15 protein-coding genes are annotated in these 15,742 nt (G+C 57.8%); 10 read left to right on the top strand and 5 right to left on the bottom strand.

Translation table 11 applies throughout. The features are described 5' to 3' along the window. Positions 1 to 17: 17 nt before the first annotated feature. From I9185_RS09440 to I9185_RS09420, 5 genes are read left to right on the top strand one after another with little or no spacing between them, the layout of a single operon-like run. The gene (locus I9185_RS09440; protein ID WP_209833956.1) at positions 18 to 1,001 is read left to right on the top strand and encodes a BMP family protein; all 984 of its coding nucleotides are present in this window, start codon (positions 18 to 20) and stop codon (positions 999 to 1,001) included. A 16-nt stretch (positions 1,002 to 1,017) separates the two neighbouring features. Further along, positions 1,018 to 2,376: an amidase gene (locus I9185_RS09435; protein WP_210092893.1), complete on the top strand. Its 1,359-nt coding sequence runs from the start codon at positions 1,018 to 1,020 to the stop codon at positions 2,374 to 2,376. Next, the gene (locus tag I9185_RS09430; RefSeq protein WP_210092892.1) at positions 2,373 to 3,893 is read left to right on the top strand and encodes an ABC transporter ATP-binding protein; all 1,521 of its coding nucleotides are present in this window, start codon (positions 2,373 to 2,375) and stop codon (positions 3,891 to 3,893) included. Before I9185_RS09435 ends, I9185_RS09430 begins: the two co-directional genes overlap by 4 nt. Next, positions 3,883 to 4,926, top strand: a complete 1,044-nt coding sequence (locus I9185_RS09425) for an ABC transporter permease (RefSeq protein WP_171636039.1) — start codon at positions 3,883 to 3,885, stop codon at positions 4,924 to 4,926. Before I9185_RS09430 ends, I9185_RS09425 begins: the two co-directional genes overlap by 11 nt. Next, on the top strand, positions 4,923 to 5,864 hold the full coding sequence (locus I9185_RS09420) for an ABC transporter permease (protein WP_171636037.1): 942 nt from the start codon (positions 4,923 to 4,925) through the stop codon (positions 5,862 to 5,864). The genes I9185_RS09425 and I9185_RS09420 overlap by 4 nt, the downstream gene beginning before the upstream one ends. Before the next feature lie 256 nt (positions 5,865 to 6,120). Here the strand turns inward: I9185_RS09420 and I9185_RS20410 are convergent, their stop codons facing one another. From I9185_RS20410 to I9185_RS09400, 4 genes are all read right to left on the bottom strand, one after another. Then, positions 6,121 to 6,936 carry a hypothetical protein gene (locus tag I9185_RS20410; RefSeq protein ID WP_245223508.1) on the bottom strand — a complete coding sequence of 272 codons (816 nt, stop codon included), beginning with the start codon at positions 6,934 to 6,936 and terminating at the stop codon, positions 6,121 to 6,123. Between the two features lie 156 nt (positions 6,937 to 7,092). After that, on the bottom strand, positions 7,093 to 7,983 hold the full coding sequence (locus tag I9185_RS09410) for a cation diffusion facilitator family transporter (protein WP_245223507.1): 891 nt from the start codon (positions 7,981 to 7,983) through the stop codon (positions 7,093 to 7,095). A 164-nt stretch (positions 7,984 to 8,147) separates the two neighbouring features. Next, positions 8,148 to 9,056, bottom strand: a complete 909-nt coding sequence (locus I9185_RS09405; protein WP_171636036.1) for a cytochrome c — start codon at positions 9,054 to 9,056, stop codon at positions 8,148 to 8,150. A 13-nt stretch (positions 9,057 to 9,069) separates the two neighbouring features. Further along, positions 9,070 to 9,537, bottom strand: coding sequence for a cytochrome c (locus I9185_RS09400; RefSeq protein WP_210092891.1), 468 nt, complete (start codon positions 9,535 to 9,537; stop codon positions 9,070 to 9,072). An 86-nt stretch (positions 9,538 to 9,623) separates the two neighbouring features. On the opposite strand from I9185_RS09400, the gene I9185_RS09395 reads away from it, so the two are divergent. The 3 genes from I9185_RS09395 to I9185_RS09385 all read left to right on the top strand — a co-directional run bounded on the left by I9185_RS09395 (position 9,624) and on the right by I9185_RS09385 (position 12,765). Further along, the gene (locus tag I9185_RS09395) at positions 9,624 to 10,469 is read left to right on the top strand and encodes a LysR family transcriptional regulator (RefSeq protein WP_210092890.1); all 846 of its coding nucleotides are present in this window, start codon (positions 9,624 to 9,626) and stop codon (positions 10,467 to 10,469) included. 509 nt (positions 10,470 to 10,978) lie between these two features. After that, entirely contained in the window at positions 10,979 to 12,121 is a 1,143-nt protein-coding gene (locus tag I9185_RS09390) for a sensor histidine kinase (protein ID WP_170345404.1), read from the top strand. Then, positions 12,118 to 12,765 carry a response regulator transcription factor gene (locus I9185_RS09385; RefSeq protein WP_170345405.1) on the top strand — a complete coding sequence of 216 codons (648 nt, stop codon included), beginning with the start codon at positions 12,118 to 12,120 and terminating at the stop codon, positions 12,763 to 12,765. Before I9185_RS09390 ends, I9185_RS09385 begins: the two co-directional genes overlap by 4 nt. A 240-nt stretch (positions 12,766 to 13,005) precedes the next feature. On the opposite strand, the gene I9185_RS09380 is transcribed toward I9185_RS09385, so the two are convergent. After that, a complete protein-coding gene (locus tag I9185_RS09380; protein WP_210092889.1) occupies positions 13,006 to 13,929 on the bottom strand; it encodes a LysR family transcriptional regulator in 924 nt (307 codons plus the stop codon). 117 nt (positions 13,930 to 14,046) lie between these two features. On the opposite strand from I9185_RS09380, the gene I9185_RS09375 reads away from it, so the two are divergent. Beyond that, complete coding sequence (locus I9185_RS09375) at positions 14,047 to 14,673, top strand: pyridoxamine 5'-phosphate oxidase family protein (RefSeq protein WP_210092888.1); 627 nt, start codon at positions 14,047 to 14,049, stop codon at positions 14,671 to 14,673. A 59-nt stretch (positions 14,674 to 14,732) separates the two neighbouring features. Continuing rightward, a complete protein-coding gene (locus I9185_RS09370; protein WP_210092887.1) occupies positions 14,733 to 15,713 on the top strand; it encodes an alpha/beta hydrolase in 981 nt (326 codons plus the stop codon). The last annotated feature ends 29 nt before the right edge of the window (positions 15,714 to 15,742 follow it).

The raw sequence follows: 15,742 nt of genomic DNA, 5'->3' as shown, positions 1-15,742 counted from the left end.
CAGAAGAGGATACTCCGATGAAACTCACCACTACACGTCGTCAACTGATGGTCGGCGCCGCGGCCATGCTGGCCCTGCCGGCTTATATCCGCCGCGCCAATGCACAATCTGCAACCCGCGTCGCTGGCGTGCATATGTCTCCGGTCGAAAATGCATGGAACAGCCGGATCCACGTGGCGATGCAGGAAGCCGCCGAGGCTGGCCTGATCGAATATGAGTTTTCAGAGGGTGTGGCTCCGACCGACTATCCCCGTGCGATGCGCGAATACGCCGAAGGCGGCGCGCAAATCATTTGGGGCGAGTCTTACGCGGTGGAACGCGAAGCACGCGAAGTGGCGGGTGATTACCCCGATACCGCGTTTTTGATGGGGTCCTCCGGCGGACCGGAGGGCGACAATTTTGGCGTCTTCGGCACCCGCAACCACGAGGCGGCCTATCTGGCCGGAATGCTTGCCGGCCAAATGTCGGAAAGCAATGTTTTTGGTTCCGTCGGCGGTTATCCGATCCCCGAGGTGAACCTCCTGATCAATGCTTTCCGGATGGGCGTCAGTGAAGTGAACCCTGACGCCACTTTCCTTAACGGTTTCATCGGAGCATGGTTTGATCCGGCTCGCGCGCAGGAAGCCGCGATTGCCCAGATCGACGCGGGCGCGGACATCCTGTTTGGTGAACGCATTGGCACCGCTGACGCCGCTCAGGCGCGCGGCGTGAAGGCCATCGGTTCACTGATAGATTATACACCGCGCTATCCCGGCACGGTCTTTGCCAACGCGATATGGAACTATGGGCCAACCATCGAAGCCATCGTGGCGGATGTTCAGGCCGGCAATCCCACCGGGCGCAATTATACCGAATATTCCTTCATGGCTCATGGCGGCAATGAGCTGATCTATGTCGCCGACGAAGTGCCTGCCGACGCCGTCCCTGCGATGGAGGCCAAACAGGCCGCGATCCAATCCGGCGAATGGGACGTTCCGATCGACGAAAGCGAGCCCTCCTGATCGCGGCGGCTTTGACGTGACCGATGCCACGGCTCTTGCTGCTGCCGTTTCTGCGGGGCAGATCACTGCCACCGATGCGATGGAAGCAAGCCTTTCCGCCTGCCACGCGCAGGCGGATCTGGGCGCCGTGGTGTTCCTGGACGAAGACATGGCCCGCGCCGGCGCGAGGGCGGCAGATGCAGCGCCATCTGATCGACGTGGGCCCTTTCACGGGGTTCCGTTCCTGGTCAAAGACCTCGGCGGTTCCGCCATAGGGTTGCCCGCTGCTGCCGGGTCTGCGGCAATCCGCGCGCAAGGGCGAAAATCCGAACGTGACAGCTGCCTGTTGCAGGATTTGCGCCAGACCGGCCTGATCCCTTTTGGTGTCTCGGCAACACCGCCATTCGGCCTTTCCCTGACATGCGAACCAGATGGCATGGCTGCGGCCCGCAATCCGTGGAATCCCGCGTTGACGCCCGGTGGCTCATCTGGCGGCGCCGCGGCTGCGGTTGCAGGCGGCATCGTCGCCATTGCTCATGCCACGGATGCGGCCGGATCTATCAGAGTCCCAGCCGCGTGCTGCGGCTTGACCGGGCTCAAGCCGTCTCGTGGTGCGGTGCCCGGGGGCCCTGATTTCGCCAATCACCTGATGGGGATAGCGTCAGAACTGGTTCTGGCGCGGTCCCTACGCGATGTGGAAACCGCCTTTCAAGCCGTAGCCCAGCCCATGGCCCCGGTACATCCGGCGGACCACCCCCGCATTGCATTGGCACTGCCCGAGCGTTGCGGAACTGACCAGTGCAAAGCCGCCAAGGATGCGGCTGACGCTCTGCGCGATGCAGGCTGCGAGGTGCATGACATTTGTACCCCGGACGAGATGGGGGCCGAGGCTCATGCAATTGCCCGAACGATACTGGCCGTTTCGCTGGCCGAGTGGCTCATTGCACTCAGGATATCTGATGACCAGGTTCCACCGCTTGCCGCTGCCATGGCTGCCGAGGGCCGTGCCACATCCGCCACCGCGCTTTTTGCGACCTCAAGACAGCTTGCGCGCCTGACATATCGTGCTCGCAAGATTTTCAGTTCTGTGGATGCTGTCCTGATGCCGGTCCTATCGCTTGCGCCGCCTGTTATCGGCACTTTGGACCTTTCTGGCGCCTCCGCGGATGAACACATGGCGCGGTTGGAGGCCTTTGCCCCAAACGCAGCACTTGCCAATGTCGCGGGCTTGCCGGCTTTGGCATTGCCCTTTGGCATGGCAAATGGCCTGCCAATCGGTGTGCAACTGATGGGACCACCCGGCTCGGATCTTGCGTTGCTGAAACTTGGCGCTCTGATCGAGGCGCGTGCGCACGAACTTACCTTTCCGTCTCCAATCGCAGGCCTGCCCACATGAACAAGGTTCTGGAACTTCACGGCATAACAAAGCGTTTTGGAACGCTTACCGCCAATGATGATGTGACCCTGTCATTGGCCCAGGGTGAAATCCTTGCATTGTTGGGTGAAAATGGCGCGGGTAAGACGACGCTGATGAACATCTTGTTTGGCCATTACGCAGCCGACGAAGGCTCTGTCAGGGTGTTTGGCAAAGCGTTGCCTCCGGGTCTGCCCCGCGCAGCGATCGAGGTGGGTGTGGGCATGGTACACCAGCACTTTACGCTTGCGGGCAACCTCACGGTTCTTGAAAACGTCATGCTTGGTTCAGAACCCCTGACACGCGCACGGTCCGCACGTGGCGAGGCGCGCGCAAAGTTGTTGCAGATCGCGGATCGGTTTGGTCTGCCCGTGAACCCCGACGACAGGATCAAGTCCCTTTCCGTGGGTGAACGTCAACGCGTCGAAATTCTGAAAGCGCTGTACCGAGACGCGCGCATACTGATCCTGGATGAACCCACGGCCGTTCTGGCCCGGCCCGAAGCAATGCGCCTGTTCGAGACGCTGCGCGACATGACGAAAGAGGGTCTGTCGCTTATCTTCATCAGTCACAAACTGCATGAGGTCATGGCGGCCTCTGACCGTGTGGCCGTTCTTCGTGGCGGCAGGTTGGTCGCGGAACGCAGGACCTCTGAAACCACCCCCGGAGAGTTGGCGGAATTGATGGTTGGCCGCAAAGTGGAACGGCCCGTTCGTCAAGACCACGAGATTGGCGCGCCGGTTCTGGTCGCAAACGATGTGCGCGTGGAAAAAGACGGTGAATTGCGGCTGGATGACGTGTCATTCACCGTCCACGCTGGCGAGATCCTTGGTATCGTCGGCGTATCAGGCAATGGTCAGGCCTCGCTTGGCGGGCTGTTGTCTGGACTGATCCACCCTGGCGCCGGGAAGTTGACACTGCTGAACAAGGATATCGGCCATCTGGGCCCGCGCGGCATGATCCAAGCTGGCGCAGGCAGGGTACCGGAAGACCGCCATACAGAAGGTGTCGTGGGTGAATTGAGCCTGTGGGAAAATGCAGTTCTTGAACGTCTGCGCACACCAGAGTTTTCGCGCCGAGGCTTTGTCCGACAACGCGCTGCCCGAGAATACACCGCAGGGCTTATCGAACGATTTGATATCCGAGGGGCCAGTCCTGACACGCGCACACGGCTGCTGTCTGGCGGCAACATGCAAAAGCTGATCCTGGGGCGAGTCCTGACCAACGGACCGCGTTTCGTGCTCGCCAACCAGCCGACGCGGGGCCTTGATGAAGGGGCAATTGCCGCAGTTCATGCCGAGCTTCTGGCCGCACGGGCCGAGGGTGCTGCGATCCTGCTAATTTCGGAGGAACTGGAAGAAGCCGTAGCTCTTTCAGACCGGATACAGGCCATCGTAAAGGGTCGATTGTCGAAACCGATATCCGCTGATGAGGCTGACCCGCAACGCCTTGGCCTGATGATGGCAGGTGTCTGGAAGGAAGATGATGATGCGGCTTGAACGACGCACATATGTACCGCTGTACCTTGTGGTCATTGCTCCGCTGGCCGCGATCTTTACCGCGTTGTTATTGGCTGCGGGTCTAATCGCAGCGGCAGGTGTGAACCCGCTGACTGCCTATGGTGAAATGCTGACCGGCGCGCTTGGTTCGCGCCTTTCGATCACCGAGATGCTGACCCGCGCCACGCCGCTGATATTTACCGGGCTTGCCGCGGCCGTCGCCTTTCGGGCGCGTCTTTGGAACATCGGCGGCGAGGGGCAGTTCTTCGTCGGCGCGCTGATTACCGCGTGGATCGGGCATTCTCTCGGGGTTTCCGGATGGATCGGGATTCCGATTTTGATGCTGGCGGGCATGGCGGCGGGTGCGGCCCTGTTGGCGGGCCCCGCTTATTTGCGCCTGCGTTTCGGGGTGGATGAGGTGGTGACGACCCTACTGCTCAACTTCATTGTGATCCTTTTCGTCGGCCTCATGATCGAGGGTCCGATGCGCGATCCGATGGCCTTTGGCTGGCCTTCCTCAGTGCCCGTGAGCGGAGAGTACCGCCTGCCGGATCTTATTCCCCGCACGCGCCTTCATATCGGGTTGCTTTTTGCCATCGCGGCAGCAGGTGTTGTTTGGCTGATCCTGGCCCGCACGGTTTTTGGTGCTGAAACACGCGCCGCAGGCTTGAACGCCAGTGCCGCCGCCTTTGCCGGAATTTCCCTTCCAAAAACGATCATGGGTGTGGCCCTGCTGTCAGGCGCTTTGGCAGGGCTGGCAGGTTCCGTCGAAGTCATGGGTGTTACAGCCGGGGTCACGACAACCATGAGCCCCGGATTCGGCTATGCCGGCATCGTCGTCGCAATGCTGGCCGCTTTGCATCCGGCGGGTGTGGTCGCCGCCGCGGTTTTCGTCGCCACCGTTTTTGTCGGGGCCGATGCCATGAGCCGCGCAACCGGCGTTCCCAGCTTCATTGCCGACGTGATCGTGGCGCTCTGCCTGCTCACCATGATCGTGGCCCTTCTTTTCACAACTTACCGGGTGCGCCGATGAGTGATGCAATTGACCTGCTGCTGAATACCAGCCTCTGGGCGTCCGTGCTGCGCATTGCAACGCCGCTTATTTTCGGAGTCCTCGGCGCGTTGCTCTGTGAACGTTCGGGTGTTCTCAATCTGGGGATCGAGGGGATCATGACCATGGGCGCGATGAGCGGTTGGCTTGCCGTCTACATGGGCGCGCCTTTGCTGGTTGGCCTGATGATAGCGGCACTTTGCGGCGCAATGTTAGGATTGCTGCACGCCATGCTAACGGTCCCGCTTGGATTGTCGCAACATGTCTCGGGGCTTGGCATCACGCTGTTTGCATCCGCGCTGGCCTACTACCTTTACCGGTTGCTTGTCGAAGTGGGCGATCTGCCCCCGACGATAGAACCTTTCCAACCACTCGATGTTCCGGGTGTTTCCGATATCCCCATTTTGGGTCCGATCCTGTTTTCCCAGGCTCTGCCGACCTACCTCGCTCTGTTTGCGGTGGCTGTGATGGCCTACGCCCTTGCCCGGACACCGCTGGGGCTGGCCATTCGCATGACCGGTGAAAACCCGCACGCGGTTGAGGCGCAGGGGCTGAACCCCATTCGCATTCGCATTGGTGCAGTGGTTGTCGGATCAGCGTTGATGGCAGTGGGTGGTGCGTTCCTTACGACAACGGCGTTCAACAGTTTTTTCCCGGGCATGGTTCAAGGACGCGGGTGGATCTGCATCGCACTGGTTGTGTTCGCAAGTTGGCGGCCTGGCAAGGCGTTGATCGGTGCCGTGCTGTTTGCTTTTTTCGATGCATACCAGTTGCGGCTGCAAACGGCGATTGAAGGCGTGCCATATCAACTCTTCCTGATGGCGCCCTATGTGCTTTCCATCGTCGCGCTCGTTCTTGTGGCCCGCAGGGCCGAGGTGCCTGCCGCGCTGATGGCACCCTATCGGCGCGGTGAACGTTAGGATCAGGGTTCACAACCAGTGGATGACTGGTCGTTGCAAGCGCGAAAGGGGCAGGACATACATGAGACGTCGCTTATGGCGGGTTGCGACATTGGTGCCCGTGCCTTTCGTGTTGGGCGGAATATTGCGTCAACACCTTGGGCAAGAAGCCATTGATCGCAATGCAGTACGCCAATAACCGCTGGCAATGACGATTAGAAAAGGCGGCTTCTGACGATGAGAAGCCGCCTTTTGTCTTTCGTTCTGACGTAGTTGCCTAGTTGCCTGCCGACTGCAATCTCCGACGGTCAGCGGCGGTTGCATTTCTCTCAACGACAGTCCGGTTGTATGGGTCTTTCAACTCATAACGGCCAAACTCGATCTCTTCTTTCCAGCCATTGGCATAGTTCACTTCGATATTATTGCCCTGACGTTCAACTTTCGTCGGGCGGCTTCCCGCAGTACCTCCTTGGCCGGACGAGCGCACGTTGTCGATGGAGATACCATCTGCCAATGACCGGAGCCTTGAGACATCGGCGCCTGTCGCCAGCCGTTCTTCCACAGTGCGGTTCTGAGCATTCTTCCTTTCATACCGACCGTTTTCGATTTCTTCCTTGGTTCCATCGGCATAGCGCACTTCGATGCCGTTGGCGTTCGTCTCAACCTTCGTTATGCCGGCAGAGCGCGATGACCCGCCGCCTGACCGGGATTGATCCTTTTTGCCGCTGCCTCGATTTGAACGCTTCGAGTCATCATCGTCGTCATCGTCATCGTCGTCGCGACCACCTTTGCCGGATCCGGAATTGTCGTCCCGATCGTCGTCGCGGTCATCGTCCCTGTCGTCGTCGCGATCACCACCGCGACCACTGTTGCCCGACCCCGAGTTGTCGTCCCGTTCGCCGCCGCGATCATCCCCCCGGTCATCATCGCCACCATCTCCATCTTTTCCGCTGCCGCTTTTGGCAAAGGCATAGGCTGGTTCAAGGTGCAGGCGACCTTCCGTGTCAAACTTCGGCACGTAAGGCGTCGCGGCAATCAACGAAGCCAGTGCTGCTGTGCTGAGAAGCTGGCCCAGTTTTCCTTGAAGTTTCATTTTTTCGCCTCCGGTTATGTTCGAGCCAACTCATGGTGTCGGTGACAGGTTATCCGGGGCTTTGCTTCCCGACATCGGGCTTAGGTCTGATGAATTGCGGGCCGAACGTCCCCGCCAAAACCACGACTTCGGTCGTAGTCGATTGCACCAAGTGGTTTAAGAAACCTGGTTCGGTTGTGCTCCGTTACCCTTCAGCTCGTCATCGGGTTCGAGATGAATGACAAAAACAGAACCCGGATAAAGACGTTCCAATGCGTGTTCGATTTCATTGCAGATGTCATGGGCTGCGCTGACCGGCATTGCGCCGTCCACAACAAGGTGAAACTCGACGAAGATGACATTCGCGGATCTGCGCCCCTTGAGGTCGTGATATTCCAGCGCAGCGCCCAGATTGTTTTCAATGGTGCTGGAAACAACCTGCAAGTCATGTTCAGAAAGGCTCACATCCATCAGGCCGTCAACGGACGCACGAATGACTTTCCAACCTTCCCACAGGATGTTCAGCGCGACCAGAATTGCAAGGATCGGGTCAAGGACAAGCCAGCCGGTGACAAGTGCAAGTGTGAGCCCCGCGATGACACCAACTGACGTCATGACATCTGTAAAAATGTGCCGCGAGCTTGCCTCCAATGCAGGTGAACCTTCGCGCCTGCCGACTTTAAGCAACAGGTAGGCCCATGCGCCATTCACGCCCGTTGCAATGACATTGACGGCGATTCCAAGAAAAGGCGCATCCTCAAGATGTGGATTGGGAAGGGCCAGCACGGCCTCTCTGATGATCAAGAACGCCGCCAACACAATCAATGCGCCCTCGACGACAGCGGAAAGATACTCGGCTTTCTTGTGGCCAAAAGGGTGGTTTTCATCAGGGGGCTTGTTTGCGACCCGAACCGCAAAATAAGCCAGCAGGGCCGCTGCGACATTGACGGTGGATTCCATCGCGTCCGACAACAACGCCACCGAACCTGTCAGCCACCAGGCCAGCAGCTTCAGGGCCAGTACCGCCAGGGATATCGGAATGGACCAAAGCGCGATTTTTTGTGTCATTTGGCCACGACCCTCAATCAATCCTGAACAGAAACGCGGGCGTGTGCTGCGTTCCGGTGCCCAGAACGTAAAACAGGAGTTTGGCGAAAAGGGAATAGGCCTTGCGGCTTCGTGCTGACGGCTGGCAAGGACATCTGGCATCGGCCGCATGGCGCCAAAGAGGGTTACTCTGACGGCGAGTCTGTCGGTGACGCGGGCACGGCCTTGAGATAGGCCGCAATCGCCAGACGGTCGTCATCCGTAAGGCGGGATGTGTTTTCGATGACTTCGACCATCTCACCACCCGCGCTATCATAATCCGGCGTGAAACCGGATTTCAGATACTCGGCAATATCAGCCTCGGACCAATCCAGTTGGGCAGAAGTCAGCCCGGGGATGCGTCCCTTTCCGCTGGGGTTTGGTGCACCTGTCAGCCAGAGATCGCGCTTCAGGCCCCCTAGCCCGTTACGCGGCGTGTGACATTCTGCGCAATGTCCCAACGCCTCTACCAGGTATCGGCCTTGAATTTGCTGGTCAGTCAGATCGCCTTCCACAACCCAGCCCGGTTTCAGATACAACAGCTTCCACCCGCCCAGCCCGCGTCGAATATTGAAAGGAAAGCCAACCTCGTGCGCTGCGCTTTGGCTTGGAACCGCCGGCAGAGTGCCGAGGAAGGCATGCAGTGAAACAACGTCCTCGGCTGACATGTTGGCGTAGGACGTATAGGGAAATGCGGGGAAATAGTGCTGTCCTTCGGGCCCGGTCCCGTGGAGCAGGGCATTGGCCAGATCCGATGCGGACCACGATCCGATGCCGGCAACCGGATCACTGGATATGTTCGGGGCTATGAACGTGCCGAAATCCGACGCAAACCGACGACCGCCAGCGAGTACCAGCTTTTCCTCACCCGTTGCGTTCGGAGCAGAATGACAGGACGCGCATCCAGCCGCGTAAAACACTGCCTCACCTCGACTGAGATCAGGGACAATCCCGTTCAGTTGTGTCTGGTCAACTGTTTTCGGACGGGTCAGCACCAAACCGACCAGCCCGACCAGTACAGCGATACCTGCGGCGAAAATGAACACACGCCGCATGGCCAGCGCTCCTTTAGTCTTTCGGTGCCCTGTAAGCCTTATGACATGCCGAGCATGATCCGCCCAGATCACCCATCGCCGCCTTAAGGGCATCGACATCCTGGCCTGCCACCGCCTGCATCGCAACGGCGGCTTCCGCCATGGCCTGACCTTTTGCGCTTACATCCGGAAAGTTCTCCCAGATGGCTGGCAAGGCCCGGGTGGACGGGTCGGACGCATTGTCGGATCCGGCAGGCCACATCGCAGATTGATCGATCTGCGTCAGAACAACCAGGTTATTTGCGGCCCGTGTTGCTGCCTCGGCATCATATTCAATCTCTCCCTTGGCCATGCCGCCCAACGTGCCAAGATTGAAGGCATAGAGCTGCATGATTGAGGTCCGAGCCTTCACCGCAGGATTTTCGCTTTCATGGGCGATGGCTGATCCAATAACGGCTACCGACAACAAACCTGCCGCAACGGCCCGGATTTTCTTGATCATTGTGCGTCTCCCTGTTCAATGCGTCGAATACTAGCCTGAACATTTTTTCTTGTAATTGTTTGTTATTTGTTGTTCCTTGTTAATTTATGCACAACCAAAACTGGGATGACCTTCGATACGCGCTGGCCGTAAGGAAACACGGATCATTGAATGCGGCTGCCGGGGCGCTTGGTGTCACTCATGCAACGGTGCTGCGCAGAGTCGCCGCGCTTGAAGACCGTTTTGGATGCGTGATCTTTCAAAAACACCCGTCAGGGTACACTGCCCTACCCGAGGCCAGAGCTATTCTTTCGGCGATGGAAAGCGTTGAAGAGGCGGTACTTTCCGTAGAGCGGGCAATTGTGGGTGCAAACCGGTCCCCTGTGGGTCAGGTCCGCATTGCGTCCACGGACAGCCTTTGTCAGCTTGTACTGCCCCAAATATTGACTGAGATATCGCGGCTTTACCCCGGCTTGGAACTGACTTTGTTAAGTGGCAACAGCCATCATGATCTGTCGAGGTTGACCGCGGACATCGCGGTGCGACCCTCGATCAAACTTGAAGAAGGGCTTGTCAGCGAACGAGCGGGAACATTGTCATTCGGCGTTTTTGACGATGGTTCCCCAAACCGAAAATGGATGAGGCTTGATGGGGCGTTGAGCCGCTCGCTTCCCGCCAAATGGTTGGCCGAACATGTCAGCGCCGATGATATGACCAACGGGGCAGACAGCTTTTTGGTGCTTCAGCAGATGGCGGCATCCGGGGTGGGCAAAGCGTTTCTGCCCTCGTTTATCGGGAATGCGGATCCTCGGCTTCATCGGTCGTCAGAAATTGATCCCGGAATAGACGTTCCGCTGTGGGTGGCTACACTGGACGAGATAGCGCGCACTCCCAGATTTGCCATTGTGCAAAGAGCTTTGGTTGAACGCCTGTCCATTGCTCTGCCGGGGTGACAAAATAATACTCGCCCGTAGGTGTGGCTCCTCCGAGGACGGCTTTGGGCCGATGCGCTGGTCGTCTGTACGGAGTTTTGAGTGAACTCCGTGTACCTCCTGCAAGGCCACGCGTGCCTTCTGTCCGCCGCCTGCGCGATTGCGCGATCAAGGGGTCGACATGATCCAAATTCTGAAACCGAACGCTGATGAGTTCAGACCAAGGTCGGTGGTGCGGACAGGGATTGTCGTTCATAGTTGAACGTGAAATGAGACCCGAGATTTCCGATCTGTCAGTTCGCAATTGGTCATTGTCGCGAGTTTTTCTTGCGGCCTGCATTGTCGTGATGGGAACGGCCACCGCGATAGTTGGCGTGTGGGTGTCAAATCGGATCGAGAATGCAGTTGTCCAAAACTCCGCCAACTCCGCGGCGCTATATATGGAGAGCATCGTATCCCCTCTCAGCCAGGAACTTGCATACGGGGATCGTCTTTCCGATCAAGCAAGGCGGGCACTGGACGAAATATTCATGACCCAGCCACTGCGTGACCGCATTGTGTCCTTCAAGTTTTGGAAGCAAGGCGGCGTGATCGCGCACGCGTCGGATCCGACCATCATTGGAAGCCGTTTCGATCCGACTGACGATCTGAGCCGAGCCTGGAGTGGAGAGATTTCGGGTTCGTTCGAAGATCTCGACCATGCCGAAAGCGCCGCAGAAGCAGCACTTGGGATCCCGCTGCTTGAAGTGTACAGCCCGATCCGAGAACTCTGGTCGGGCGATATCATTGCAGTTGCAGAGTTTTATGAAAAAGCGGAACAGCTGGAAGTTGATATGGCCAGAGCCCGGCGGACAAGCTGGCTGGTCGTCGGATCAGCGTTTGCGGCAAGTACAATCGTTCTGTTTTCCATCGTGGCAATCGGTGACAACACCATTCGACGCCAGGGGCGCCTGTTGGAGCGGCGCCTGAAAGAGAGCGAGCAGATGGCAGAGCAGAACGCCAGGCTGCGGTCGCGCGTGGTCGAAGCGTCGGAACGATATGCCACGCAAACGGATCGCTTTCTGAAGAAACTTGGTTCCGAGCTTCATGACGGCCCAGCTCAATACCTGTCCCTTGCGGCCCTCAGGTTGGAGGCGGCGTTCTCGGACAGGCCAGAAAAGCCTGCGGAAGCTGAGGAAATACAACAGTCTTTGCAGAAGTCCCTGGCCGAAATTCGTGCGTTGTCGCGGGGCTTGTCCGCTCCGGACATCGACAATCTGGCGCTGATTGATGTGGTGAAAAGAGCCATAGAAGATCACTCGGAACACAGCCCGCTGCGGCCAGAAGTTTCACTTCAGGGAAGCCAGACGATCGAGTTGTCCGTCTCCGACAAGTTGTGTGTTTTTCGGTTCCTTCAGGAAACGCTTTCCAATGCCGCCAGGTATGCTCCGAATTCTCGATGCACCGTCATTTGCAAGGCGCATGACGATCGGGTCGTCATTCATGTCGACGATGACGGGCCCGGATTTGACCCCTCGGACGGAAAAGTACTGCGCGACGATGGAGGCCAGGGACTTCTGGGTTTGCGAGATCGGGTTGAGAGTATCGGTGGCAGGTTCGAAGTCTGGTCAAGCCCTGGCAAAGGCACCTCTGTCACAATGACATTATTTCCCAGAAAGATGAGTACGTCATGACAACATCTGTCGTAATAGCGGATGATCACCCGATTTTCAGGGACGGTTTGCACCGGACATTGGACGAAGCCGATGGTTTCGAAGTTCTCGCTGCCGGCTCGAGCGCGGATGAGGCAGTTTCACTTGTCGGCATTCATCAACCTGACATCGCCATCCTCGATCTTTCGATGCCCGGGGGCGGCATAAATGCGACGCGAAAAATCGCGGCTATGGCAAACCCGCCATTCATCGCGATATTGACGGTCTCGGAAAACAACAGTGACGTTGCGGATGCTTTGGAAGCCGGGGCAATCGGCTACATCGTCAAAGGTGTTACAGCCAGCGAATTGACCGCCTCACTGCGCAGCATCGCCGCGGGCGAAGGATTCGTGTCGCCCGGGCTGGCCTCGCGCGTTCTGCTTCAGATCAACAGAGAGGCGGAGAATTCCAAGGATAGTGATGTCCTGGATGATCTTACGCATCGCGAGGAAGAAATACTTCGACGTGTGGCGAAGGGGATGAGCAATCGGGAGATCGCAGATCAACTGGATCTTCAGGAAAAAACCGTGAAACACTACATGACGGCAATCCTGTCCAAGCTCCACGCCCGAAACCGGGTCGAGGCCGCTCTGATCGCGCACGATGCCTGGGGCAAGACGGACTAAGCCGTCAGTCAAACGTGATGGCATGCTCAGTGCTGGCTCCATCGCTTCGAAAGGCGTGTGTACCCGGGACCTGAAATTTCAGTTTCGTGCCCGCAAATCCGGTCGGCAGCAAGCTGTGTTGCGCATGTTAGCAGGTTTCGCGCGGACTCACCTCAAAGGGCATGCCCAGAGTGATCTGTCGGTCAGGACCCTGGCGACCCTGGCCGCGACCGGATGGCGGGGTTCGGCGGATCTTTTGGCCTAACTCGCAGGTCTGTGTTGGAATCCGTCCAAATAGGGGTCTGATTTGAGACGCTTGGCCGCAAAATCGACAAATGCACGCACTTTTGCAGACACGGTACGGCCCTCTTGATGCACAAGATGGATGGGGATCTCGGGTGGTTCATACGAATTCAGAACGGTCCTGAGCCGCCCGTCCGCAAGGTAGGGTGCCACCTGATAGGATAAAAGCCGCCCGATGCCATGCCCTTGCAGCGCCAGCTCGATCACCGCGTCATTGGTGTTCATGCTGATGCGCGGGTTCACGCGCTTTGTCACGACCGTTTCGCTTTTTTGAAAATGCCATTGGGCCGAGGCGTGCAGGGCGGTTGAGTTTATGATCGCGTGATTGGCCAGGTCGTCGGGTGTGTCTGGTTCGCCGCGCGCATCAAGATATGCCGGAGCGGCAAACACGACCTGCCTCACCGCGCCACATCTCACCGCCATCAGGCTTGAATCTGCAAGGTTTCCAATCCTGATCCCGACGTCGAGGCCTTCATCCACCAGATTGACCACGCGGTCCACATAGAGAGTGCGCGCAGAGAGCTTTGGATGCAGTTCCAGAAATTCACCCAGAATCGGAGTGACGAACATGCGGCCGAACAACAGCGATGCGGTCACGCTGAGTTCCCCGGTCGGTTCGGCATAGGATCCGACGGCGGCACGCTCTGCCTCCTCGAGATCCATCAGAATGCGTCTGGCATCTTCAAAGAACCTTCGCCCGCTGTCCGTCAGCATGACTGATCGCGTGGTGCGCACAAAAAGACGAAGCCCCAGGCTGTCCTCCAGCATGGAGACCAGTCGGGTTACCGTTGGTGGCGACATATTGAGGTGGCGCGCCGCGGCGGCGAAGCCGTTCAGCTCGGCCACCTTCACAAAAACGCTCAGTGCGTGAAATCTATCCAAACAATTATTCCATATTTTGGAATAATATATTGCCAAATAGGGATATTCTGCAACACCAAAGCTTTGACTAGCTTCATCTCAACCCCAGGGCACTGCCCGGCTGAGATGGAGAATTCAATGTCACGCCCTTTTGCAGAAATCAGTTTTACGCCTTCGGTACGTGCAACACAGGCCAGGAACGGATCGGCAGAAGGCTATGCAAAGTTTCTGGCCGGTGCCGTTCAGGAAGACCTCATCAGCCCGGTCGAAGCCAGCTTCATCGCACAAAGGGACGGCTTCTATCAGGCGACCGTCTCTGAAACCGGCTGGCCTTATGTCCAATTCCGCGGCGGACCGGCAGGTTTTCTGAAAGTGCTGGATGAACGGACGCTGGCCTACGCGGATTTTCGCGGCAACCGGCAATATCTGAGCGCAGGCAATCTGCTGAACAACGACCGCATTTCTCTGATCCTGATGGACTATCCCAACCGGAGACGCCTCAAGATCTGGGGCCGGGCGAAACTTGTTGATGGCGCGGATGATCCGGCCCTGATGCAACGTTTGAGTGACCCGAATTACAGGGGCCACCCGGAGCGGGCCATTGTGATCAAGCTTGAAGCGATGGACTGGAACTGCCCGCAGCACATCCCCCAACGCCTGACCCTGGAAGAGTTTGAAGAGCATATGGCACCGCTTCGCGATGAACTGGCGGAACTGAAAGCTCAAAACACAGAGCACAAAGAAAAGCCCGGCCAGAAACGCTGACCGATGCTGAACCCCGCGCGTTCAGACGCGCCCCCAAAACCCCAAGAAAGGAAATACCCATGTCGCGCAATGTGAAATCCATCCTGAGCGCAAGTCTTCTCGCGCTTACCATCGCGGTGCCATTAACTCCGGCCCCTGCAATCGCAAGTGAGACCGGCATTGAAGCCACCCAAGCGGTAAATTTCCGCGCAGAAAAAATCGGCGAGGTCAATATCGCCTATCGTGAGGCCGGAGACCCGAGCAGGCCAACCGTTCTTTTGCTTCATGGGTTTCCGACCTCGTCACATATGTTCCGCAACCTTATCCCCGAACTGGCCAAGAACTATCACGTGATCGCGCCCGATTTCCCCGGATTTGGGGCCTCGGACATGCCGCAAGCCGAAGACTTCGATTATTCCTTTGCGAATATCGCCGAAATCATGACGTCTCTGCTGGATCGGAAGGGTGTCGATCAATACGCGGTCTATCTGATGGACTATGGTGCCCCGGTTGGATTCCGGATGTTTGCCGAACAACCCGAACGGGTCACTGGCTTCGTCATTCAGAACGGCAATGCGTATGAGGAAGGGCTGCGCGAATTCTGGGACCCGATCAAAGCCTATTGGGCCGACCCCTCGAAAGAGAATGGCGACCAGCTTCGAGGGTTTCTTACTCTGGATGCGACCAAGTGGCAGTTCACCCACGGTGTACAGAGGCTGGAACTGATCAGCCCGGATAACTATTGGCACGTCCAATACCTGCTTGATCGCGAAGGTAATCAGGAGGTGCAACTTGAACTTTTCCTGGACTACGGCACCAACGTTGCCGAGTACCCGAAATGGCAGGCGTTGTTTCGTGAGCATCAACCACCTGCGCTGCTGATGTGGGGTAAGAATGATCACATCTTTCCGGCCGAAGGCGCCCTGCCCTATCAACGCGACCTGAAGGATCTTGAGTTTCATCTGCTTGATACCGGACACTTCGCGCTGGAAGAATATGGGTCTGAAATTGCGGAACAGATGACTGCATTCCTGAACCGCATCACCGCCGCCGGCAACTGATGCGCAACTGGCCGCGCCTCGATCAAGGG

Source organism: Ruegeria sp. HKCCSP346, assembly GCF_017872595.1.
GTDB lineage: Bacteria > Pseudomonadota > Alphaproteobacteria > Rhodobacterales > Rhodobacteraceae > Ruegeria.
Note: the sequence above shows the minus strand (reverse complement) of the source record. Positions and strands in the feature narration are given on the sequence as shown.

What these genes read in the sequence shown, in the direction of transcription:
- I9185_RS09395 (WP_210092890.1), top strand. Translation starts at nt 9,624, where the DNA reads ATGCACAACCAAAACTGGGATGACCTTCGATACGCGCTGGCCGTAAGG.
- I9185_RS09430 (WP_210092892.1), top strand. Translation starts at nt 2,373, where the DNA reads ATGAACAAGGTTCTGGAACTTCACGGCATAACAAAGCGTTTTGGAACG.
- I9185_RS09405 (WP_171636036.1), bottom strand. Translation starts at nt 9,056, where the DNA reads ATGCGGCGTGTGTTCATTTTCGCCGCAGGTATCGCTGTACTGGTCGGG.
- I9185_RS09375 (WP_210092888.1), top strand. Translation starts at nt 14,047, where the DNA reads ATGTCACGCCCTTTTGCAGAAATCAGTTTTACGCCTTCGGTACGTGCA.
- I9185_RS09385 (WP_170345405.1), top strand. Translation starts at nt 12,118, where the DNA reads ATGACAACATCTGTCGTAATAGCGGATGATCACCCGATTTTCAGGGAC.
- I9185_RS09425 (WP_171636039.1), top strand. Translation starts at nt 3,883, where the DNA reads ATGCGGCTTGAACGACGCACATATGTACCGCTGTACCTTGTGGTCATT.
- I9185_RS09410 (WP_245223507.1), bottom strand. Translation starts at nt 7,983, where the DNA reads ATGACACAAAAAATCGCGCTTTGGTCCATTCCGATATCCCTGGCGGTA.
- I9185_RS09420 (WP_171636037.1), top strand. Translation starts at nt 4,923, where the DNA reads ATGAGTGATGCAATTGACCTGCTGCTGAATACCAGCCTCTGGGCGTCC.
- I9185_RS09400 (WP_210092891.1), bottom strand. Translation starts at nt 9,537, where the DNA reads ATGATCAAGAAAATCCGGGCCGTTGCGGCAGGTTTGTTGTCGGTAGCC.
- I9185_RS09440 (WP_209833956.1), top strand. Translation starts at nt 18, where the DNA reads ATGAAACTCACCACTACACGTCGTCAACTGATGGTCGGCGCCGCGGCC.
- I9185_RS20410 (WP_245223508.1), bottom strand. Translation starts at nt 6,936, where the DNA reads ATGAAACTTCAAGGAAAACTGGGCCAGCTTCTCAGCACAGCAGCACTG.
- I9185_RS09390 (WP_170345404.1), top strand. Translation starts at nt 10,979, where the DNA reads ATGACCCAGCCACTGCGTGACCGCATTGTGTCCTTCAAGTTTTGGAAG.
- I9185_RS09370 (WP_210092887.1), top strand. Translation starts at nt 14,733, where the DNA reads ATGTCGCGCAATGTGAAATCCATCCTGAGCGCAAGTCTTCTCGCGCTT.